This window comes from Cupriavidus sp. 05N38, from assembly GCF_056397345.1.
The window spans coordinates 168,944-190,754 of the sequence record NZ_JBFTNF010000003.1 but is presented as its reverse complement, the minus strand read 5'-3'; the positions used below and the strand labels follow the sequence as shown (position 1 = coordinate 190,754).

The following is a 21,811-nucleotide window of genomic DNA, read 5'->3' as shown; positions in this document are numbered from 1 at the left end:
CATGGGCATCCTGGTTCTGATCCATCCATCGCTGTCCGCGCCACTGGCCGATGCACTGCGCAAGGCTGCGCCCGACATTCCCGTGTGGACAAGCGCGGCGCAAGCCCCCGTGCCGGAAGTCGAGTGCATCATGGCGTGGAGCCTGCAAGACGGCGTCGCCTCGTCGTACCCCGCTCTCAAGCTGATCAGCGCGCCGAGCGCCGGCGTGGACAAGCTGCTCTCGGCGACAGACCTTGCGCCCGGCATGCCGGTCACCCGCGTGGTCGACCCGCGCCAGCCGCTGGAGATCGCCCAGTACGTGCTGGCGGTGACATTGCGCCATACGCGCGAACTGCCTTGCTATGAAGCCCAGCAGTTGCGGGTCGAATGGCACCGGCATCCGGTTCGCCCGGCGCAGAAGACGCGGGTGGGCGTCCTCGGTCTCGGGCAGATCGGGCAGGCGGTGGCACGCGCCATGCACGGCGCGGCGTTTCATGTGGCCGGCTGGAGCCGGAGCAGGAAAGCCTTGCCGGGTATCGCCACCTTTGCCGGCGAGAGCGAACTCGGGACGCTGCTGTCGCAGAGCGATATCCTGGTCTGCACGCTGCCGCTGACCGCCGACACCCATGAGATCCTGGATCGCAGGCGACTGTCGCAGCTGCCGCAAGGCGCATACCTGGTCAACGTGGGGCGCGGCGAGCATCTGGTGGAGTCCGATCTCATCGCGCTGCTRGACAGCGGGCATCTGGCGGGCGCGGCGCTCGACGTCTACCGTGCCGAGCCGCTGCCCGCGGACTCCGCGCTCTGGCGCCACCCTCGCATCCTGGCCACGCCGCATATCGCCGCCCAGGCCTCGTTCGATCTCGTCGCGCAGCAGTGCGTGGAGAACGTGCGTCGGGTCAGGAGCGGCCTGGCCGTGTTGAACGAAGTCGATCGCGCACGGGGGTACTAGTTCAGGGGAGCCCCTTCGCCATGCGCTCGGGATTGACCAGCCGGTCGTAGTCTTCCCCGCTCAGCAGGCCCAGTTGCATCGCCGCGGCGCGCGGCGTGATGCCGAGCGCGATGGCGGTGCGGGTAATCTGCGCGGCACGGTCGTAGCCAATGACCGGATTCAGTGCGGTCACGGCGAGCAGCGCACCCTCCACGTTGGCGGCCAGCTTCTCCTGGTTCACCTCGAGTCCCGCGACCAGCTTTTCGGCCAGCAGGCGGGCACTGTCCGACAGGATGCGGATCGACTGCAGCACGTTGTGGATCAGCACCGGCTTGGCGACATTCAGTTCGAAGTTGCCGGATGCGCCCGCCATGGTGACCGCGACGTGATTGCCCATGACCTGGATGGCCGCTTGCACGGCCACCTCCGCGATGGTCGGATTGCGCTTGCCCGGCATGATCGACGACGTCAGGCCATCATCCGGAATCGTCAGTTCTCCCAGGCCGCAGCGCGGTCCCGACCCCATCCAGCGCAGGTCGTTGGCGATCTTGGTCAGGGAGGTGGCCATGACGTTGAGTACGCCGGAGAGTTCGACCAGCGCATCGTGCGCGGACATGCCCTCCACCTTGCAGGGGCTGGGGCGGAACGCCAGGCCGGCGAGCCGGCCGGCTTCCTCGCAGAACGCCTGGTCGAATCCCGCGGGTGCATTGAGGCCGGTGCCCGCCGCCGTGCCGCCCTGCGGCAATTCCAGCAGGCGCGGCAGCACGCTGTCGAGCCGCGCGAGACCATTGGCGGCCTGCGCGGCGAATCCCTCGAACGCCTGGCCCATGCGCATCGGCACGGCGTCCATCAGGTGCGTGCGGGCCACCTTGATCACGTCCGCGAAGGCATGGGCGCGGTCCAGGAGCGCATCGCGCAGGCAGGCGAAGGCCGGCTGCAGCCGGTCTCTGACTTCCAGCGCCGCGACCATCTGCATCACGCTCGGGAAGCTATCGTTGGAGGACTGCGAGGCGTTGACATGGTCGTTGGGATGGATGGGCGACTTGGTACCCAGCGGCTGGCCCAGCAACTCGTTGGCGCGATTCGCGATCACTTCGTTCGCGTTCATATTGGTCTGGGTGCCGGAGCCGGTCTGCCAGATGGTGAGCGGGAAGTGCGTGTCGAAGCGGCCGTCGCGCAGTTCCCCGGCGGCCGCGACGATGCTCTGCGCCAGCCCCGCGTCCAGCGCCGCGCAGCGCACGTTGGCGCGCGCCGCCGCCATCTTGTGCAGGCCGAAGGCGCGGATCAGGCAGGCCGGGAAGCGTTCCTCGCCCACCGTGAACAGGCCGAGGGCGCGTTGCGTCTGCGCGCCCCAGTAGCGGTCTGCGGGAATGTCCACCGGACCGAAGGCGTCGTGCTCGACTCGGGTCATGGTCATCGTCTTCAGTCCAGTGAGATGTTCGTTTTTGCCGCCACGGCCTTCCAGCGCGCGATCTCGGCTTCGGTGTGCAGGCCGAGCGCGCGGCCCGTGTATTGTTCGCGCGGCAGCATCTGGATCGCCTGGCCTGCCATCTTCGCGGTGAACGCCGGATCCGACATGACCTTGAGGTAAGCCTCCTGCATCTTGTCGAGCGCCGCCTGCGGCGTGCCCTTTGGCGCATAGATCCCGTACCAGGTCGCGGCCTCGAAGCCCGGCAACACGCTCTCGGCCAGCGTGGGGACGTCCTTGAGCTGCGCCACGCGGGTGGCCGAGGTCACCGCAAGCGGGCGCACCTTGGACTCCGTGATCTGCGGCAAGGCGGTATTGGTCTGGTCGAACATGCCGTCGACCTGGCCGCCGATGACATCGATCAGCGCCGGCCCCGCGCCCTTGTAGGGCACCAGGGACACCTTCATGCCGGCAGCCGACGCGAACAGGGCGGCGATCAGATGCGAACTGGAGCCCATGCCGGCGTTGCTGATGAAGAGCTTGCCGGGGTTCTTCCTGCCGAAGTCGACCAGCGCGCGGATGTCCTTGGCCGGATGGTCCTTGCGGACCATCAATACCATCGGCGTATCCGGAAAGCGGAACACCGGCGCGAAGTCCCTGACCGGATCGTAGGCAAGCTTCTTGTACAGCGCCGGAGCGGCGCCCATGTATCCCATGTGGCCGACCAGCATGGTGTAGCCATCGGGCGCGGCGCGCGCGGCCTTGGCCGCGCCCACCGTGCCGCCGGCGCCGGGCGAGTTGTCGATCACGATCGACTGGCCGACTTCGCGCGATACGCGCTCCGCGATGGTGCGCGCCAGGGCATCGGTGGGCCCGCCGGCGGCGAACGGGACGATCCACGTGACCGGCTTGGCGGGATAGCCTTGCGCGGCGGCCGGATGGCTGGCGGCGATCAGCGCCGCGGCGCCGGCCACGCGCGCCAGGGTGGCAAGAAACGAGGGCTTGGTACGGGTCATGGATGGTCTCCTCCGGGTGGGCGGATATGTTCTTGTGAGCTTCAGGTCGTGGCCTTCGACAGCGGAATGCCGGGGGTATGCGGGTTGGCCTCGCTGGCGTCTTCGCCCAGCAGGTTGCCGTCGTCCAGCGCGGCATCGGCGGCCGCGGCATCGGGATAGCGCTCCGGGTAGAGATGGCGCGCGGCCACTTCCGGGTCGAACGTGCCGGACCACTTCGCCACCACCACGGTCGCCACGCTGTTGCCGATGGTGTTGCAGGTCGAGATCGCCATCGACAGGAAGCGATAGACGCCGAAGATCACCGCCAGCCCCTCGACCGGCAGCATGCCGGTGGAGGTGACGGTCGCGGCGAACACCACGAAGGAGCCGCCCGAGACGGTCGCCGCGCCTTTCGATGTCAGCAGCATCAGCAGCAGGATGCCGATCTGGTGATCGAGCGAGAGCGGTACCCCGTAGGCGTGGGAGATGAACATCACGCCCATCGCCATGAACAGAGAGGTGCCGTCGAGGTTGAAGGCATAGCCCGTGGGCAGCACCAGCCCCACCGTCTGCTTGGCGCAGCCCAGGCGCTGCAGCTTGATCAGCAGGCGCGGCAGCGCGCTTTCCGAGGACGCGGTGCCCAGCACGATGAGGATTTCATCCTTGATGTAGCGCAGGAAGCGCCACAGGCTGAAACCCGCCAGCCTGGCGATCAGGCCCAGCACCACCGCGATGAACAGCGCCACCACGGCGTAGAAGCTCAGCACCAGTTGCGCCAGCGCAACCAGCACCGCCGCGCCGTTGCTGCCGACCGAGTAGGCCACGGCGCCGAAGGTGCCGATCGGCGCGAGCTTCATCACCAGGTTGATGAACGAGAACAGCACCTCCGAGATGGTGTCCAGGCCGCCGTTGATCTTCTCGCGCCGGCCTTCGGGAATCGCCAGGATGCCGATGCCGACCATCACGGCCAGTACCACCACCTGCAGCAGTTCGCCCTTGGCGAACGCGCCCACGAAGTAGTCCGGCACGATGTGGGCCATGAACTCCAGGAAGCCTTGCGGCGCCGCCGCCTTGGCGACCGGCGGCGCGGCGCCTGCCGCAACGCTCGTCATGCCCTTGCCGATCTGCAGCAGGTTGCCGGCCAGCAGGCCAACGACCAGCGCGATGGTGGAGATCACCTCGAAGTAGACGATGGAGCGCCAGCCGACCCGGCCCGCGCTCTTCACGTCGCCGGCCGACGCGATGCCATGCACGATGGTGAGAAACACCAGCGGGGCCACGCCCGCCTTGATCAGCGACAGGAACATGTCGCCCAGCAGCTTGAGCTGCGAGGCGAACTTCGGGAAGGCGAAGCCCACGATGATGCCGAGCACCAGGGACAGCAGCACCTGCATGCCCAGCTTGCGGTACCACGGGAGCTTGCGCGCCGGCGGCGGCGCCTCGGGGGTTTGCTTGGTTTCGTTGTACATATTGTCTTCCTCCACCCTCAGTTCAGGCAGGCACGCGCGCGGAGCGTGCGATGGCGCGGTCAACCATCTGCGGCGCGAGGCCGAGGTAGTTGCACGGGTCGGTGAGCCGCTCGATGGCGGCGCGGTCGAAGTGCTTCGTGACTTCGGGCAGGGCGGCCAGCGCGTCGGCGAGGGAGCCGCCTTGCTCGTTGACCGTGCGGCAGGCGTCGTAGACCACGTCATGGGCCTGCTGGCGGCCGATATGCGGGGCCATGCCCATCATCACGGCCTCCGCCACGATCAGGCCCCTGGAGATGCCGAGGTTGTGCTTCATGCGCTCCGTGTCGACGATCAGGCCGCCGAGCGCGAACTTGGCCTGGTGCAGCGCGCCGGCCGTCAGGATGAAGCTCTCGGGGATGGCGATCCACTCGGCGTGCCACGGGCCGGTGGCCCGCTCGAAGTCCTGCACCATCGCATCCACCATCAACCCCGCGTGCTGGCGCACGGCCTTCGATGCGGCGAGCATGAGTTCGCTGGAGATGGGGTTGCGCTTCTGCGGCATCGTGCTGCTGGCGCCGCGGCCCTTGACGAAGGGCTCGTAGACCTCGGCAAACTCGGTCGAGGCCATGATCATGATGTCGAGCGCGATCTTGCCAAGCGAGCCGGTGACGAGCGCGAGCAGGTTCACGGCCTCGGCGAAGCCGTCGCGCGCCACGTGCCACGTGGTGTCGGGCACGCCAAGCCCCAGTTCTTCGGCCAGCGCTTCCTGCACCGCGAAGCCCTGGTCGCCGAGCGAGGCCAGGGTGCCGGCCGCGCCGGCGAATTCGACCACGGCCACGCGGGGGCGCAGTTCGGCGATGCGCTGCTGATGGCGATCGAACATCGCCAGCCAGATCGCGACCTTGTAGCCGAAGGTCACCGGCAGCGCCTGCTGCAGGTGGGTGCGGCCGGCCATGGGCGTGTCGCGGTGCGTCTTCGCCAGTCCCGCCAGGATGCCGCGCAGTTCGCGGATGTCGGCGTCGATGGAATCGAGCGCGTCGCGCACCTGCAGCGCGACGGCGGTGTCCATGATGTCCTGCGTGGTGGCGCCCCAGTGCACGAAGCGGCCGGCCTCGCCGCACATCGCGACAAGCTGGTGCACGAGCGGCAGGATCGGGTAGCCGACGATATCGGTTTCCTCGCGCATGTGATCGAAGTCGATGCGCTCGAGGCGCGATTCCCGCGCGATCACTGCCGCCGCCTCGGCGGGAATCACGCCGACGCGTGCTTCGGCCGCCGCCAGGGCGACTTCGACATCGATATAGCGCTGGATCAGCGCCCCGTCGGAAAAGATCTGGCGCATCTTCTGCGTGCCAAAGGCATCGCGGAACAGGATGGAGTCGACGACGGTGCTGGCCATGGGGAGGGTGGGATTCGGCATGAGGGTCTCTTGGTGCTGGTGAAGGGGGGTGTCAATATGTTCGGACATATCTATACTTTAGTATGTCCGAACATATTCAGCAAACCAGTGTTAACCCGCAGCTGGACAAATGTGATTCCCCTGGCCCAAGATTCCGCCTTATGAGCAGACCCCATTTCGCAAGCATCGCCCGTGAACTCACGRATGGCATTACCTCGGGACGTTTCCCGGTTGGCTCGCTGTTGCCGACCGAACTTGAGTTGTGCGAGCAGTACCAGACCAGCCGCCACACGATCCGGGCGGCGTTGCAGGAGCTTCAGCAGCTGGGACTGGTATCGCGGCGCAAGAATGTAGGCACGCGGGTCGAGGCGGCCAGGCCAACCAATGTCTTTCGCCCGACCCTGGCTTCGGTGGATGACCTCGTGCAGTTCGGCTCGGAACACCTGCGGGTGGTGCGCTCGGTGGAGTCGCTGGAAGCGACCGGCGCGCTGGCCGCTGAGCTGGGTTGCGCAAGCGGCACGCGGTGGCTGCGCATCACCAGCCTGCGGATGGTCGGGGAGGCGGGCGGCTCACCRATCGGCTGGACCGACGTCTATGTCGATCCGGCCTACGCGGACCTTGGCGACATCGTGCGCGCATCGCCGGGCACCCTGATCAGCGCGCTGATCGAAGAGCGCTATGGCCGCCACATCGCGGAGATCTACCAGGACATCCGCGCCTGCACGGTGACGGATGCGGCCATGGCGCACGCCTTGCAGCTGGAGGTGGGTGCCGCGGCGCTGAAGATCGTGCGCCGCTATCTGGACACGGCTGGCGAGGCGTTCGAGGTATCCGTGACCGTGCATCCCGCCGAGCGGTATTCCGTATCGATGCGACTACAGCGCTCGGGCGCGTGAGCAGGATTGCCGCGGCGCGGATTTTTCGCGGGCGGTGTCGATTTCCGGTGCCCCGGCCCGTCGTAGTGTCAGAGCTGCCCGTCGGGCCCGCATCCCGCGGGCCCTGAACCGGCTTCGTGGCCGCGCGGCCGCGCGGCTCCAGCCACTTGTTCCAGGAGAAAGACGATGCGTGTCATGGTGATGGTAAAGGCGACGAGCCAGTCGGAAGCCGGCAAGATGCCCGGCGAGGAGCTGCTCGCGGCGATGGGCAAGTTCAACGAAGAACTGGTCAAGGCGGGCGTGATGCTCGCGGGCGAGGGCCTGCATCCGAGCGCCAGGGGCAAGCGGGTGCGCTTCTCGGGCAGCCAGCGCAGCGTGATCGACGGCCCGTTCGCGGAGACCAAGGAGCTCGTCGCCGGGTTCTGGCTCTGGCAGGTCAAGTCGATGGAAGAGGCGGTGGAATGGGTCAGGCGCTGCCCCAACCCCATGGAAGGCGACTCCGAGATCGAAATCCGCCCGCTGTTCGAGGCCGCCGATTTCGGCGATGAATTCACGCCCGAGCTGCGGGCGCAGGAAGAGCGCGTGCGCGCCGAGGCCGCGGGCAACGCGGGCGGGCCGCGCTGAGGCCTGCCCACCCCGGGGCACTGGCGGCGTCCTCCGGTCCCATGGCGGGCCGCGGGATCTCGCCGCCGGTCCCGGCTTCGCGCGCACGTCGGTGAAGCGCTACCTCACCAACCGCTTCCGCGCCGGGGGTCCTAGCCGGCCGCCGCCAGCGATTCCGTGCCCGGCGCCGGCATGTTCTCGACTCTCAGCGTCTGCGGCACCGACAGCGCGATATCGGCCGCGCGCAGCCGCTTGAGGATCTCGAACAGCAGATCGCTCTTGGTGGTGGTGGCGATGCGCGGGCTGCCGACATAGCCCGTCACGCTCAGCGTGATCCCGTTCGGCGCGAGCTGGCTGAACGTGACCGACGGCGCGGGCAGGTCGAGAATGGTCTCGTTCTCGCGATAGGCATCGAGCAGCAGGTCTCGCACCTGCTCCGGATCGATGTTCAGCGGGAAGGTCAGCAGCAATGTCGCCACGCCCTGGGTGCTGTTGCTCATGGTCACGTTGCGCAGGTTCTGCGAGATCAGCTGCGAGTTCGGCACGATCACGGTGGAGCGGTCGCCGAGCTGGATCTCCGTCGCGCGCACATTGATGCGCCGGATGTCGCCCTCCACGCCGCCGATGCTGACCATGTCGCCCACCTTGACCGGCCGCTCGGTCAGGAGGATCAGCCCCGAGACGAAGTTCTTGACGATCTCCTGCAGGCCGAAGCCGATGCCAACCGACAGCGCGCTGACGATCCAGGCCAGGTTCTCCCATCTGACGCCCAGCAGCGACAAGGTCAGCAGTACCACCAGCACGTAGCCGACATTGCTGAACAGCGTGATCAGCGAGGCGCGCAGGCCGGGCTCCGTGAAGACCTTGGGCAGCAGTTCCGCGTCGAGCCAGCGGCGCACCGAGCGCAGCAGCCAGATGCCGGCCGTCAGCGCGATCATCGCGTTCATGATGCGCTCGGGCATGATGTTGAGGCTGCGCAGCCTCTCGCCCCCGAGCACTGTCAGCAGGCTGTTGAGCAGGTCGACGGGCGTGGTGCCGAAGCCGCCGGTCAGCAGGGCGATCACGGCCACCAGGAGCAGCAGGCTCGCGCCAATCCCGGACAACACGGTGGAGACCTGCTCCAGGTGGCTGTCGTTCGCGCCGAACAGCTGCTTGATCACGCGGCCACTGGTGTGATGCGACGAGAACAGGCCTTGGCAGATATCGCGCGTCAGCCGTGTCAGCAGGTACAGGCTGCACAGCACGATGTCGAACCAGACCAGCTCGTAGGTCAGGAAGCGCGCGAAGCTGATATAGCCGACCAGCAGGGCGCCGAGCGAGGCAATGATCGTGATCGTCACGCCGGCGTGGATCATGCCTGCCAGCGCGGCTCGCGCTTCTGGCGGCTCACCGGCCGCCGCCAGCGCGGTGCGCACGCGGTTGGCCCGCAGCAGCGCCGCGCCGATGGTCAGCACCACCACCAGCGAGACCAGGCCGCGGCCCAGCAGCGTGACCTGCACGCTGGTGTCGGCGGTCCGGTTGAGTTGTTCGAGCGTACCGGCCAGCAGCAACAGGCCGGCCAGCACGGTCGGGAACGGCTTCATTGCCAGCGCCACCGGGTCGGCCAGCGCGGGCAGGCGCCACGACGGGTGGCGCGTGCACAGCAGCGCCCGCCCCAGGCCCGCGATCAGCGCGCTGGTCAAGGTCAGCTTCGCCAGTTCGCTGAGCAGGTCCTGCAGTTCAGGCGGCAATGCATAGTGGCGGGTGAAGGCGGTGTAGGCGATCTGTACCGCGAGGGCCGTCGTCACCAGGGTGGTCAGCGTAGTCGCCAGCGCCAGGGCGCTGCGGCGCAACCGGCTTTCCGGCAGCCGCGTCAGGCAGAACCATGCCAGCGCCCGCTCGATCAGCAGCCGGCCGAGTGTCCACACGGCGAGGGCGAGCAGGAGGAGCGCGGCGGTGACGGCCTGCTGCCCGGGCTGCCACGCCAGTTGCAGCATCGACACGAGCTGTTCCTTGAATTCGCCCAGCCGCTCCTGGTCGTCCATCGACGGCGCGGACAACGGCGCCCAGAACTGCGGGTTCAGGATGCTTTCCGAGCGCAAGGCGAGCTGGTTCTTCATCTGGCTGCGCTGCAGCTTGCCGAGTTGCGACTTCAGGTTGGCGATGTTTTCCTTGCTCTCGGCCGCCTGCTTGAGCTCGACGTCCATTTGCGCCCTGCGCGCATTGAGGTCAGCCCGTTGCCGCACGACGGCGGGTGCCTCCGGCGTCCTGCCGGCTTCGGGCGGCGGGCCGAGCACATCGAGCTGTGCCTGCAACTGCGCGCGCTGGGGCGTCAATGCCGTGGCCAGCTTGTCGACGTCCGTCGCCAGTTGCTGGATGACGTCGTCGAGCCCGTCGAGCTTGGTGCCGCTGGTGGCGCTCGACGCCAGTTGCTTGATGCGATCCTGCTCGGTCTGCAGGCGCTTGAGCTCGGCCACCGCCTCGGCGTGCGTCAGGATAGCCGGCTGCGATGCGGCGGCCTCCGACGCCGCTTCGGCGGCAAGGGCTGCCGGCAGGGCCGCCGGCGTCAGGTGGAACAGTGCGACCAGCACAAGGCTCAGCGCGAGCTTGGGAAAATGGCTCATAGCGGAAACACGTTTCGGATGGTCTGGCTGAGCCGGCAATCGCACAATGGCTTGCGATTGTCGTGGCTTCGCCTGCTGGCGGAGCGTCGGGGAACGACAATCGAGGTGCTGGACGGCCGGGGCGCCGGGGAGGAACACAAGGAAGGGGCGCCGCATGACCGGCGATCCACTTCCGCGAGGGGTGGTCAGTGGCCTGGCGGTGTTACCGCGCTCGGGGCCTGCACCGGCCTGGCTGGCGCGGGGTGTGATGACCGGGATTCAGGCGATCGGCTGGCTCGCTGGCGAGCGGATCGCGGAAACCTGGATTATACGCAAGCGTTCAAGTCACACGGCGCGGTGCCGCCAGGCGACGCGCCTTGCTGTTTGCGTGCCGGTCAAGATGGCGCCCGAGCCGTCGCGGCGGGCGAGCGCGGACATGCCGCGGCGAACGCGGCGAACACGGCGCAGATCGCGGCGCCATCCTGGCAGCCCGGTCCGCCAAGTACTATGCTGCCTAGGCTTGGGCAAGGAGGCCGTATGTTGCCGGGTTCCCGCAGTAGTGGCAGGGCGAAGCGCATCGTGCGCGGCATGGCATGCGCGCTGGCTTGCTGCGCCGTGACGGGCTGTGCCGTCGACAAGGGCGCCGCGCCGCCCGATCTCCAGCCCGCCGATGCGGTCCGCACGATCGCCACCATGCGCGCCTCCGGCGTGCAGATCTACCTGTGCAAGCGCGATCAGAACGGGCAATTGCTATGGAGCTTCAAGGCGCCCGAGGCAGACCTGTACGACGCCGGCGGCAAGCTCGCCGTCAAGCACTACGCCGGCCCGAGCTGGGAAGCGCCCGATGGCAGCAAGCTGACCGGCAAGGTTTTGCGGCAGGCGGCGAATGCGCGGGAGCCGGGCAGCATTCCGCTATTGCTGTTGCAGGCGACGAGTGTCGGCGGCGCCGGCCTGCTGGGGTCCGCGCGCTACGTCCAGCGGCTGAATACGCATGGCGGCGTGGCGCTGCCCCAGGCCTGCACGCAGGAAGGGCAGGAAGACCGCGTGCCCTACCGGGCCGACTACGTCTTCATCGAATAGCGCCCGATGGCCGCCGGTGGCGAGACGGAGGCGGGTGAAATGCCCCGCCTTGGCGGGTCACCGGAAAATCTCGCACAATAGGGAACGCACCGACTATCCGCGCAGGTTCCCAGATGAAAGCATTCCTGATCACTTCCTTCCTGGCGTTGTCCGCGTTCAGCGGCGCGGCCTTTGCGCAGGTCGACGACCAGTCGAAGGCGCAGGCGCTGATCCAGACCGTGACGCAGCAGTTGCTCAACGAGGTGCGCACGCATGCGGTCGCGCCAGGCGATATCCCGCGGATCATATCGATCGTGAACCGGGACATCCTTCCCTACACCGACCTGCACCGCACCACGCAGCTCGCCATGGGCCGCTACTGGCGCGCGGCGACGCCGGCACAGCAGCAGCAGGTGATCGAACAGTTCAAGTTGCTGCTGATCCACACTTACGCAGGCGCAATCGCGCAGCTCCGCCCGGACCAGCAGATCGAGTATCCGCCGTCGCGCATCGAGCCGACGGAGACCGACGTGGTGGTGCGCACGGTCGCTACCAATATGACGGGCGGCCAGCCATTGCAGATCGATTACCGCCTGCACAAGACCACCGAAGGCTGGCGCGTATATGACCTGAACGTGCTCGGCGCGTGGCTGGTGCAGACATACCGCCAGCAATTCAACGACATCATCCAGCAAGGCGGCGTGGACGGCCTGATCCGGTCCCTCGCCGAACGCAACGACCGGCTTGTCTCCGGCAGGCAGTGACATCGGCCGTTGCCGGCCGCCGCTGCGCCGTTTGCGCATTGGCGTTCGGCATCCGGGCCATTTCCGCGCAGGCAGGCAAGTGGTGCTTGCATTTTCTGGATTGTCCGGTAAAATGCGCCGCTCACCTTGCCCAGGTGGCGAAATTGGTAGACGCACTAGGTTCAGGTCCTAGCGGTGGCAACACTGTGGAGGTTCGAGTCCTCTCCTGGGCACCAAGTCATGAAGCAAAAGGCCTGCAGCGATGCAGGCCTTTTGTTTTTTCCGCCCCCCGCCTTGCCCCCGATCCCGCAAGATCGCAGTCCGCGCCGGCACGCCGGCAGGGATATTTCCAGGAAGTTGCCGTGCTGCAGCGTACGGCATGGCGCGGTCCGCCGCCGCGCCGGACCTGCCTCGCGCCACCGTCCGCCCTCGGAAAGTCTAATATCGGCTGCCGAAACAAATGAATTCCGCAATACCCGAAAGCCGACCATGATCGTTGCCAAGGGGCCGCGGATCGACTTCTCCCGACCCCAGCAAGAGCAGGCCGGCCGCGGACAAGCGCGGGACCGGCCGGACTCATTATCGAAGTGCTCAAGGAGACTCTGATGATTCCACGACTAATGTCGACCGCCAGCCTGGCTCTGGCCGCCATCCTCGCATGCGGAACCGTCGGCGCACAGCAGCCGCAGCAGCCGCAGCAGCCGATGAACGCAAAGGAAGCCAAGGCGAAATTCGCCGAAACGTTCAAGGCTGCCGACACCGACCACGACGGCAAGCTCACGCGCGAGGAGGCGCAGGCCGGCATGCCCGAGGTCTACAAGCACTTCGACGAGATCGATGTAAAGAAGACCGGCTCGGTCTCGCAAAGGCAGATTGGCGCGTTCTGGGCTGCCAAGGCCAAGCAGCGCGCGACTGCGCAGAATCCGGGCGGGTTGAACTGAGTTGACGACGTTCCCCGGGACCGGCCGGCGTCAGGCCGGCACCGGGGAACGCGAATAGGTGGAGTGCTTGAAGTACGTGAAGTACGCGAAGTACGTGACGCCGATGAAGGACCGCCGAGGTCCTTGCAGTCAGGTCAGCAGGTTGAAGGCGAACCCTAGCGCAATCGCGCCGCCTAGCGCTTCCACTGCCGCCAGCGCGAGAAGGTTCTTCAGAACGAAGGCATCATCCTGCTTGGTCACCATGGTCTTGTCTCCTGAAGTAGGAATCCACGGCTGGAATGTAGTGGCAAGCCAATCGGTACCGATCCACGCTCCAGCCACGTCTCAACTCGCCTTCAGTAGACCGCAACGCAGAACCTGCGAAAAGCTGGCATAAACCCGAATGCAGGCACTCGGGTGAATGCCGACTTGAGAGCGCTGGCGGGAAACGGGAAAATCGTCGCGGATGGCACACCTTCCTCCAGGCTTCTTCCCGAGCGAGCATGCACAAGATGGAAAGCCCCGCGCTGCGTGATTTCGATAGCCTTGTCGAAGCGTCGATGAACGAGTGGCGGGTGCCGGGCGTTGCCGTCGCCGTGATCCGGGATGGCGAGATCCTCCTGTCGAAGGGCTATGGCGTGCGGGATACCGACACCGGCCTGCCCGTGACGGAAGACACGCAGTTTCTCCTGTGCTCGCTGACGAAGTCTTTCACGGCCGCCGGGCTGGGGCTGCTGGTGGACGAGCGCAGGCTCGACTGGGCGCAACCCGTGCGCGACATCATCCCCGAGTTCCGGCTGCACGATGCCGTGGCGACGGAGCGCGTGACGGTGCGGGATCTGCTTTCCCACCACAGCGGACTGCCGCGCCACGACTGGATCCACTCGCCGGGCGACCTCTCCATGGCGCAGATCCTGGCGGCGTTGCGCCATCTGGAGCCAAGCCGCGATCTGCGCGCTGCGTACCAGTACCAGAACCTCGGCTATGTGGTGGCCGGGCACATCGCGGAGCGCATCAGCGGGCAGCGCTGGGAGGCGTTCACCACCGGGCGCCTGCTTGGTCCGCTGGGCTTCGCGCATTTCGGACTCGGCATCGAGGCGCTCGCCGCTGCGCCCGACCACGCGCATCCCCACATCAGGCAGGGCGAAGAAAGCCGGCGCGCGACGCTCACGCCGATCCGCGCGCTAGCCGCCGGCGGGCTCAATGCCTCGGTGTCCGACCTGGCAAGATGGATGCGCTTGCTCATGAACGAGGGCGCCATCGACGGCAAGCCGTTGCTGTCGGCAGATGTCGTGCGCCAGATGATGACGCCGAACGTGCATGCCGGGCGCTCCGTGTTCAGCGAGGTCGGTGACTGTCACTACGGGCTCGGCCTGACGGTGGAGCACTATCGCGGCGAGCGCAAGGTGTCGCATACCGGCTCGTGGGTCGGCTGGGGCACCGCGATGGCGATGCTGCCGGAACGCCGGATCGGCGTCGCGGTGCTGACCAACCGCGACGCCAGCAGCGTGCCGGAAATTCTCGCCTATGCCGCGTTCGACCGGCTCTGTGGCCACCAGCCGGTCGACTGGTTCGGGCGGTTCCGCGCCATGCGCCGCGAGGTGCTGGCCCAGCAGAAGGTCGACCGGCAGGCGCGCGGCGAATTGCGCCGCACCGGAACGGCACCGAGCCACGCGCTTGACGACTATGTCGGCGAGTACGAACACCCGGCCTACGGACGGATCGGCATTGCCAGCGAGGGTGGCAAGCTGGCGTGGTGCTGGCGCGGCATGTCGGGGCCGCTCGAGCATCGCCACTACGACGTGTTCACCGTCCCTGACAAGCCGGCCGAGATCAATCCGGATTGCCTGGCACTCACCTTCGGCTATGACCGGGAGGGCGTCATCGACCGGATCACCGCACCATTCGAGCCAATGGTCGCGGACATTGTCTTTCGCCGCAAGGCCGCCGGCGATGTGCTCGATCCCGCCTTCCGCGCGTTGTGCGCCGGCAGGTTCCTGCATGGCGCGCAGGAAATCGATGTCGTGCTCGACGCGGCGGGCGAGCTGACCTTGCGCATTGCGACGCAGCAGGTTCGCCGGTTGTTGCCGTTCGACGGGCRGTCCTTCGATATCGAGGGGCTCGCCGGATATCGCGTCGCGTTTCGCAGCCCCTCGCCGGGCGTGGTGGACGCGCTCGTCTTCTACCAGCCGGATGGCACGTTCCTGGCGCCGCGACCGGTCATGCCGGCCTGAACGCAGTGCAGCATGGTGCCGCCCGATCCTGCCGGCCCGGGTGAGGCGCCGCCGGGTTTTCCGGATGGCGGCGCTTGCCGGGCGCCAGATTGGCTCCCAATGTCGCGCGGGATCTCCTAACCTTCCTGCACGGACTGGATCGCAGGCGCTCGCGCAAGCTGCGGGCAGCCGCAAATCGCGACGTCGCCGGCCATCGGCCCCCGGGCCCGTGCTCCGCTGCGGCGGCTCGCGGAATCGGACGGCGAAGGGAGGACGAGATGTGCGATCTGTGTGAACTGTGTGATGACGCCCGGCATGCGAGCCATGTTTCGCGCCGCGGCTTCCTGAGGACCGGCGCGCTCGCCGCGCTGGCGCCGTGGAGCATCGGTGCCGCACTCGCGGCCGATGCGCCGGCACCGGGCGCGCCGCCGCAGAACGCGATCGCGCCTGCGCAGGCGTTGAAGCGGCTGATGGACGGCAACGCGCGCTATGCGGCGAACACGCCCGACGAGCGCGATTTTTCGTCCGGCCGCGCCGCCCGCGCGCAGGTGCAGTACCCCATTGCCGCGATCCTGGGTTGCGCCGATTCCCGTGTCGCGCCGGAGCTGGCCTTCGACCAGGCGCCCGGCGACCTGTTTGTCGTGCGCGTCGCCGGCAATATCGTCAGTCCCGACTTGCTGGCCTCCCTGGAATACGGCATCGAGTTCCTGGGGGTGCCGCTGATCGTGGTGCTCGGCCACACCAACTGCGGCGCGGTCGACGCCGCGATCAAGGTGCTGAAGGACAAGGCGGTCCTGCCCGGGCATCTGCCGGGCCTCGTGGCGGCGATCAAGCCGGCGGTGATCGCCGCGGAAAAGACCGGGCCCGCCGACCTGCCCGGCAGCGCGGTCGCGGAGAACGTGCGGCGGCAGGTGATCCGCCTCAAGGCCTCGCCGCCGGTGGTGCAGAAGCGCTACGGCGACAAGAAGATCGACATCGTCGGCGCGGTCTACGATCTGCAGAGCGGGAAGGTCGCGCTGGTGTAGGTCGCGCTCGTGCAGGCGGCGCGGCGGCCGCAACGCCTGACGCGCGCCGCCTTGCGCCGGTGCAAAGATCCTGAAGTCGCCCGCATTTTCCCGAACCCTTGAGACGGCCGCGGGAAGGGCCCGAGAGGAGCGCGCATGATCACCCTCTTTTCCTACCCGGGCCTGTTCGGCCTCGAAGACAACAATCCCTACGGCCTCAAGGTCTTTGCCTTCCTGCGGCTCAGCGGCCTGCCATTCGCGCACCGCCATATCCTCGACACGAAGCTGGCCCCGCGCGGGCAGCTTCCCTATGTGGACGACGACGGCAAGGCGATCGGCGACAGCGACGCCATCGTGCGGCATCTCAAGCAGAAGTACAGCCTGGCCATCGATGCGTCGCTGACCGAGGCGCAGCATGGCCTGGACCACATGATCCGGCGCACGCTGGATGATCTCTACTGGGTCATGTCGTACTCGCGCTGGCGCGATGAGCGCTACTGGCCGAGCTTCATGGCGGCCCTGCTGCGCGAGCATCCTGAGCTCACCGAAGCGGCGCTGGCCGGCGCGCAGAAATACAACTTCGAGCGGTACTACTACCAGGGGATCGGGCGCTTCGAAGCGGACGAGGTGTACGCGCGCGGCGTGGCCGATCTCGCGGTGCTCTCCGGCCTGATCGGCGACCAGCCTTTCCTGTTCGGCGCGGCACCCGCCAGCACCGATGCGGGCCTGTACGGGTTCGTCGCCAATATCCATGGCTACGATATCGACACGCCGCTGAAGCGCTTCGTGCTGTCGCGCCCGAATCTCGTCCGGCATTGCAACGCGGTGCGGGCGGCGATGGGACAGGACGCGCTAGGCAGCCCGGCCCGCGCCTAAAAAAAAGCCCCGCTACGCCGCGGGGCAACTACCACGAAGACTGATAGGAAGAGGCGGAGGACACCTGCCAATGCCGCATCCGCATACCGGACTATAGGCGGGGTTTGTGACGGAGCGGCGACGCCCGCGTGAAATTGCGATGACGGCGCTGCCGCCGGCCCCGGCCCCCGCCTCAGACTCAGATCTTTTCCAGCAGCAGGCCCTTGAGGTATTCGCCTTCCGGGAACGCGGACAGCATCGGGTGGTCGGTGCCGGCCGACAGGCGCCGCAGGATGCGCGCGTCCACGCGTGCGTCCGTCGCCGCGCCGGCCACGATCTTCTGGAACAGCTCCATGCTGATCGCGCCCGAGCACGAATACGTGAACAGCAGGCCACCCGGGCGCAGCAGCTGCATGCCGACCAGGTTGATTTCCTTGTAGGCGCGCGCGGCGCGGTCGATATGCTGGGCCGACGGGGCGAACTTGGGCGGGTCCAGCACGATGAGGTCGAACTGCCGGCCTTCGGCGCGGAACTGGCGCAGGGTCTTGAACACGTCGGCGTCGAGCCAGGTGGCGCGCGCGGGATCGAAGCCGTTGAGCGTGACATTGTTCGCGGCGGTCTTGAGCGCTTCGCCGGAGGAATCGATCGAGGTCACGGCGGTGGCGCCACCGCGCAGCGCGGCCAGCGAGAAGCCGCCGGTGTAGCAGAAGCAGTTGAGGACTTCGCGTCCGGCGGCGAGGTCGCCGACCAGCTTGCGGTTGTCGCGCTGGTCGACGTAGAAGCCGGTCTTGTGGCCGCTGCGCACGTCCACGTAATAGCGCACGCCGTGTTCGGTGACATTGAGTTCAGGATCGGGCTCGGCGCCGGCCAGCACGCCGGTGACCAGCGGCAGGCCTTCGCGTTCGCGCACGGCGGCGTCGGAGCGCTCGTACACATTGGGGCAGCCGGTCTCCTTGACGAGCGCCTGCACCAGCGCGTCCTTCCATGCCTCGACGCCGGCGGAATTGAACTGGCACACCAGCTGGCCGGTGGCGCCGCTGCCGTAGTAATCCACCACCAGGCCGGGCAGGCGGTCGGACTCGCCGAAGACCAGGCGCACGGCATTGCTGTCGGTGACCCATTGCTTGCGATGCGCCAGCGCGGCGGACACGCGGCGCTTGAACATGGCGTGGTCGACCGGCTCGTTCTCGTCGAAGCTCCACACCCGCGCGCGGATCTGGGACGAGGGGCTGTACGCCGCGCGCGCCAGGAAGCGGCCGTCGGCGGCACGGATGACCACGGTGCTGCCGGGTTCGCAGCGGCCTTCGGTGGCGGCCACGCCGGTGGCATAGACCCAGGGATGGCGGCGCAGCAGGGATTTTTCCTTGCCGGGCTTGAGGGTGATGGTGTTCATGGTTTTCTAGTTCTGGATCTGGGCGCGGCGCCATAGCGACGGCATGGGCGCGCGGGTTCGGCGGTGGGCCATTGTGGCGGCTTCAGGGCGGCAGGGGAAAAAAGCTGTCGCCGGACGAAGCCGGCGGATGCGCCAAAGCCGCTTGCGCAGGCGGCCGGGGAGAGCGGTGGTCTGGCCGGGAGCCGCAAGAAGCGAAGCCTGCGGCGTATGTCCCGGATGGCGACGTATCAGGCGCCCGCGCTCTCCCCCGGCCCCTCTGCCGCGGGCGGGAGAGGGGCGCAAGCCGGTCTCCCGGCCACTACAGCACCACCTTGACCATCGGGTGCGAGGTCAGCGCGCGGTACAGGTCGTCGAGCTGTTCGCGGCTGGTGACCCAGACCGTGACGGTCAGGCCGAGGTAGTTGCCATTGCGCGACGGGCGCATTTCCATCTTGCCGGCATGGAAGTCGGGGTCGAAGTCCTGCACCAGCGTGACAATGGCTTCGGCGAAGCCGTCCTGCATGGTGCCCATCACCTTGATGGGGAAATGGCTGGGGTATTCGATCAGCGACTCGGCCGGCGTGATCTCGCCCGGCTTGCCCTTGGGATCATCGGTGCTCATTGCTGGGCCCTCCTACTTGCGCTTGAACCACAAGCGGATGGTATCCCACAGGCGGCCGAAGAAGCCCGCTTCGGGCACCGCTTCCAGCGCCACCACCGGGAACTCGGCCACCTTGGTGGCGCCGTCCATCAGCTTGACCGTGCCCACCTGCTGGCCGGCCGCGATCGGCGCCAGCAACAGTTCCTGGCGCTCCAGCACCGGCTTGATGCGGCCACCCGTGCCCTTGGGCACGGTGATGAAGGTCTCGTCCTTGACGCCGATCTTGACGGTGGATTCCTTGCCCTTGTAGATGTCCGGCGTGGCCAGTACCTGGCCACGGTCGTACAGGCGCAGGGTGTCGAAGAACTGGAAGCCGTAGTTCAGGATCTTCAGGCTTTCCTGCGTGCGCACGCTTTCGGTGGTGGTGCCGATCACCACGGAGATCAGCCGGCGCGAACCGTTCGGTACATTGGCCAGCGGGCGCTTGGCCGAGGAGATCAGGCAGTAGCCGGCCGACTTGGTGTGGCCGGTCTTGACGCCGTCCACGGTGGGATCGATGTACAGCAGGCGGTTGCGGTTGGGCTGGCGGATCTTGTTGTAGGTGAATTCCTTCTGCGAGTACATGCTGTAGTACTCGGGGAAGTCCTTGATCAGCCGGGTGGTCAGCGTGGCCAGGTCATTGGCCGTGGTGTAGTGGTTCGGGTCGGGGATGCCGTCGGTATTGGTGAAGTGGGTGTTCTTCATCCCCAGTTGCTGGGCGTCGCGGTTCATCATCGCGACAAAGCCTTCTTCCGAGCCGCCCACGGCCTCGGCCAGCGCCAGTGCGGCGTCGTTGCCCGACTGCACGATCAGGCCGAGCAGCAGGTCCTGCACGCTGACCGGCTTGTTGGGCTCGAGGAACATGCGCGATTCATCGCTCTTGACCTTGAGCACGACGGTGGTCGGCACCACGGTCTGGTCCAGCGTCAGGCGCTTTTCCTTGAGCGCGGCGAAGGCCAGGTAGGCGGTCATCAGCTTGGTCAGCGAGGCCGGCTCGATGCGCACATCGGCGTTCTGCGAGGCCAGGGCCTGGCCGCTGGTGACGTCGTACAGCATCCAGGACTTGGCGGCCACCTGCGGCATCGGCACGCCCTGGGCGCGCACGGGGGCCGCGGCCAGCAGCGAGGCGGTGCCGATCACGGCAGCGGTGGCGGCGGCGACCAGGGTGGACGTGTTGGCGGACGCGAAAAGCGGCGTGGCTCTATTCAACATGTTTCAGTTTTCCGGCAAAGAAGAAGTTGCGAAGGGGTGCCTGAGGCGACGCGGCCGGGCGGCAGCTTGCCGGCCCCGCCACGGTTGTCGCACGCGTCACTGGTCCCACGCATTGACGACGAGCTGCTTGATCAGGTGCAGCTTGCGATGAAAGAAATGGTCGGCGCCGGGGATCACGATCACCGGCAGTTCCTGCGGGCGCGCCCAGTCGAACACGCTGGCCAGCGGCACGGTCTCGTCCTGCTCGCCGTGGATGACGATGGTGTCGGCCGGCACCTCGGCCACCTCCCAGCGGCTGGCGGCGGTGCCCACCATGGCCAGGCGCTGCACCGGCGCGCCGGCGGCGGCCAGGCGCCTGGCCACGTGGCTGGCCACGTAGCTGCCGAACGAGAAGCCGCCGAGCGCCAGCGGCAGCGTGGCTGCCTCGGGCGACCAGGCGGTCTGCGTGCGCATCCAGTCCACCACGGCCAGCAGGTCGTCCTGCTCGCCCACGCCGTTGTCGTGCGTGCCGGCGCTGCCGCCCACGCCGCGGAAGTTGGGACGCACGGTGGCGTAGCCCAGCTGCACGAAGCTGCGTGCGAGGGTCTGCGCCACCTTGTTGTCCTTGGTGCCGCCGAACAGCGGGTGCGGATGGGCCACCAGGGCCAGGCCGCGCGGGGCCTGGCCCTGCGGCAGGTCGACCGAGAGGTCGATGGCGCCGGCCGGGCCGGCGATGGTGTGTACCTGGGTATGCGCGTTCATGGCAGACGGGAAGCAGGAAACAGGATGACGGGAATGCTGGGCAACGGGATGGCTGGCGCGGGCGGGGCGCCGCCCGGGTTGCAACGGTTCAACAGGCCCGGGGTGTCCGCGGACCGGCGGCTCAGCGGTCGAGCATCAGCCGCTCGACCGGCTTGCCGCCCACCAGGTGGCTGTCGATGATTTCGTCGATGTCATGCTCGTCGACGAAGGTGTACCAGACGGCCTCGGGATAGACCACCAGCACCGGGCCGAGTTCACAGCGGTCCAGGCAGCCGGCCTTGTTGATCCGCACSCGCCCTTCGCCGCCGGYGATGCCSAGCGCCTTGCAGCGCTTCTTGGCGTATTCCTGCATGGCCTTGGCATTGTGGTCCGCGCAGCAGGCAGCGCCGTCCTCGCGCTGGTTGAGGCAGAAGAAAACGTGGTGCTGATAGAAGCTGCTCATGCGTGGCTTGGCGGGCGTCGGGCGGCATGCGGCACCAGGAAGCTGGATGCCCGGCGCGCGCGCCGGCCGCTGGGGTCAGGTGGAAGCCCTGAATTATACGGGGTCGCGCGGGCCGCTTCGCCGCTTTGCGCGCGTGCGCGTGGCCTGCGTGCATCGGCGCGCCGCCGCGGGTGGCGTAGCGGGCACCTGCGGCAGCCGCCCGCTTCCGGATCTCCGGACGCCGGCTTTCCGGATTTCCGGAAAGCCGGAGTGCTCGCGCCTGCGCTTCAGGGTTTTTCCTTTTGAATCAGGGGTTTGGCGCGAGGCACATGGCTGGCACGACGGTTGCAACTATATAAGCCAGACGCGCCCTCATCGACAAGGGTGCGCGAACCTGCCGCTGCTGCGGCG

The 21,811-nt window shown here is 67.5% G+C and carries 19 protein-coding genes and 1 tRNA gene; 10 read left to right on the top strand and 10 right to left on the bottom strand.

Annotated elements, in window-relative coordinates; translation table 11 throughout:
- The first annotated feature begins 1 nt into the window (after position 1).
- A complete protein-coding gene (locus AC1DK4_RS03990) occupies positions 2–931 on the top strand; it encodes a 2-hydroxyacid dehydrogenase (RefSeq protein WP_441650164.1) in 930 nt (309 codons plus the stop codon).
- Position 932: 1 nt separating this feature from the next.
- On the opposite strand, the gene AC1DK4_RS03985 is transcribed toward AC1DK4_RS03990, so the two are convergent.
- From AC1DK4_RS03985 to AC1DK4_RS03970, 4 genes are read right to left on the bottom strand one after another with little or no spacing between them, the layout of a single operon-like run.
- Positions 933–2,327: a class II fumarate hydratase gene (locus AC1DK4_RS03985; RefSeq protein ID WP_441613800.1), complete on the bottom strand. Its 1,395-nt coding sequence runs from the start codon at positions 2,325–2,327 to the stop codon at positions 933–935.
- Between the two features lie 5 nt (positions 2,328–2,332).
- Entirely contained in the window at positions 2,333–3,334 is a 1,002-nt protein-coding gene (locus tag AC1DK4_RS03980) for a tripartite tricarboxylate transporter substrate binding protein BugD (RefSeq protein WP_441613799.1), read from the bottom strand.
- Positions 3,335–3,375: 41 nt separating this feature from the next.
- A complete protein-coding gene (locus AC1DK4_RS03975; protein WP_441650165.1) occupies positions 3,376–4,782 on the bottom strand; it encodes a cation:dicarboxylate symporter family transporter in 1,407 nt (468 codons plus the stop codon).
- Positions 4,783–4,804: 22 nt separating this feature from the next.
- Positions 4,805–6,181, bottom strand: a complete 1,377-nt coding sequence (locus AC1DK4_RS03970; RefSeq protein ID WP_441650166.1) for a class-II fumarase/aspartase family protein — start codon at positions 6,179–6,181, stop codon at positions 4,805–4,807.
- A gap of 140 nt (positions 6,182–6,321) precedes the next feature.
- Between AC1DK4_RS03970 and AC1DK4_RS03965 the strand changes: the two genes are divergently transcribed.
- Positions 6,322–7,056, top strand: a complete 735-nt coding sequence (locus AC1DK4_RS03965; protein ID WP_477131399.1) for a GntR family transcriptional regulator — start codon at positions 6,322–6,324, stop codon at positions 7,054–7,056.
- A gap of 165 nt (positions 7,057–7,221) precedes the next feature.
- Complete coding sequence (locus AC1DK4_RS03960) at positions 7,222–7,659, top strand: YciI family protein (protein ID WP_441613795.1); 438 nt, start codon at positions 7,222–7,224, stop codon at positions 7,657–7,659.
- Between the two features lie 131 nt (positions 7,660–7,790).
- Here the strand turns inward: AC1DK4_RS03960 and AC1DK4_RS03955 are convergent, their stop codons facing one another.
- Positions 7,791–10,241 carry a DUF3772 domain-containing protein gene (locus AC1DK4_RS03955; protein ID WP_441650168.1) on the bottom strand — a complete coding sequence of 817 codons (2,451 nt, stop codon included), beginning with the start codon at positions 10,239–10,241 and terminating at the stop codon, positions 7,791–7,793.
- Positions 10,242–10,757: 516 nt separating this feature from the next.
- On the opposite strand from AC1DK4_RS03955, the gene AC1DK4_RS03950 reads away from it, so the two are divergent.
- The 7 genes from AC1DK4_RS03950 (at position 10,758) to AC1DK4_RS03920 (ending at position 17,035) form a co-directional block, all read left to right on the top strand.
- Complete coding sequence (locus tag AC1DK4_RS03950) at positions 10,758–11,300, top strand: DUF3455 domain-containing protein (RefSeq protein WP_441650169.1); 543 nt, start codon at positions 10,758–10,760, stop codon at positions 11,298–11,300.
- Between the two features lie 113 nt (positions 11,301–11,413).
- Positions 11,414–12,043, top strand: coding sequence for an MlaC/ttg2D family ABC transporter substrate-binding protein (locus AC1DK4_RS03945; RefSeq protein WP_441650170.1), 630 nt, complete (start codon positions 11,414–11,416; stop codon positions 12,041–12,043).
- Between the two features lie 128 nt (positions 12,044–12,171).
- Positions 12,172–12,258 (top strand) — tRNA-Leu (locus AC1DK4_RS03940).
- Between the two features lie 369 nt (positions 12,259–12,627).
- A complete protein-coding gene (locus AC1DK4_RS03935) occupies positions 12,628–12,963 on the top strand; it encodes an EF-hand domain-containing protein (protein ID WP_441650171.1) in 336 nt (111 codons plus the stop codon).
- A 482-nt stretch (positions 12,964–13,445) separates the two neighbouring features.
- The gene (locus tag AC1DK4_RS03930) at positions 13,446–15,176 is read left to right on the top strand and encodes a serine hydrolase (RefSeq protein WP_477131398.1); all 1,731 of its coding nucleotides are present in this window, start codon (positions 13,446–13,448) and stop codon (positions 15,174–15,176) included.
- Between the two features lie 89 nt (positions 15,177–15,265).
- Positions 15,266–16,180 (top strand): carbonic anhydrase, encoded by a 915-nt coding sequence (locus AC1DK4_RS03925; protein WP_441613789.1) that lies wholly within the window; start codon positions 15,266–15,268, stop codon positions 16,178–16,180.
- Positions 16,181–16,315: 135 nt separating this feature from the next.
- Positions 16,316–17,035: a glutathione S-transferase family protein gene (locus tag AC1DK4_RS03920; protein ID WP_441650172.1), complete on the top strand. Its 720-nt coding sequence runs from the start codon at positions 16,316–16,318 to the stop codon at positions 17,033–17,035.
- A 178-nt stretch (positions 17,036–17,213) separates the two neighbouring features.
- Here the strand turns inward: AC1DK4_RS03920 and AC1DK4_RS03915 are convergent, their stop codons facing one another.
- The 5 genes from AC1DK4_RS03915 to AC1DK4_RS03895 form a co-directional block, all read right to left on the bottom strand.
- Positions 17,214–18,407, bottom strand: coding sequence for a class I SAM-dependent rRNA methyltransferase (locus tag AC1DK4_RS03915; protein WP_441650173.1), 1,194 nt, complete (start codon positions 18,405–18,407; stop codon positions 17,214–17,216).
- 298 nt (positions 18,408–18,705) lie between these two features.
- Positions 18,706–19,008: an HP0495 family protein gene (locus AC1DK4_RS03910; protein ID WP_441613786.1), complete on the bottom strand. Its 303-nt coding sequence runs from the start codon at positions 19,006–19,008 to the stop codon at positions 18,706–18,708.
- 12 nt (positions 19,009–19,020) lie between these two features.
- Entirely contained in the window at positions 19,021–20,238 is a 1,218-nt protein-coding gene (locus AC1DK4_RS03905; RefSeq protein WP_441613785.1) for a D-alanyl-D-alanine carboxypeptidase family protein, read from the bottom strand.
- Between the two features lie 96 nt (positions 20,239–20,334).
- The gene (locus AC1DK4_RS03900; RefSeq protein ID WP_441613784.1) at positions 20,335–20,979 is read right to left on the bottom strand and encodes an alpha/beta hydrolase; all 645 of its coding nucleotides are present in this window, start codon (positions 20,977–20,979) and stop codon (positions 20,335–20,337) included.
- 121 nt (positions 20,980–21,100) lie between these two features.
- Entirely contained in the window at positions 21,101–21,421 is a 321-nt protein-coding gene (locus AC1DK4_RS03895; protein ID WP_477131397.1) for a (2Fe-2S) ferredoxin domain-containing protein, read from the bottom strand.
- Positions 21,422–21,811 lie beyond the last annotated feature (390 nt).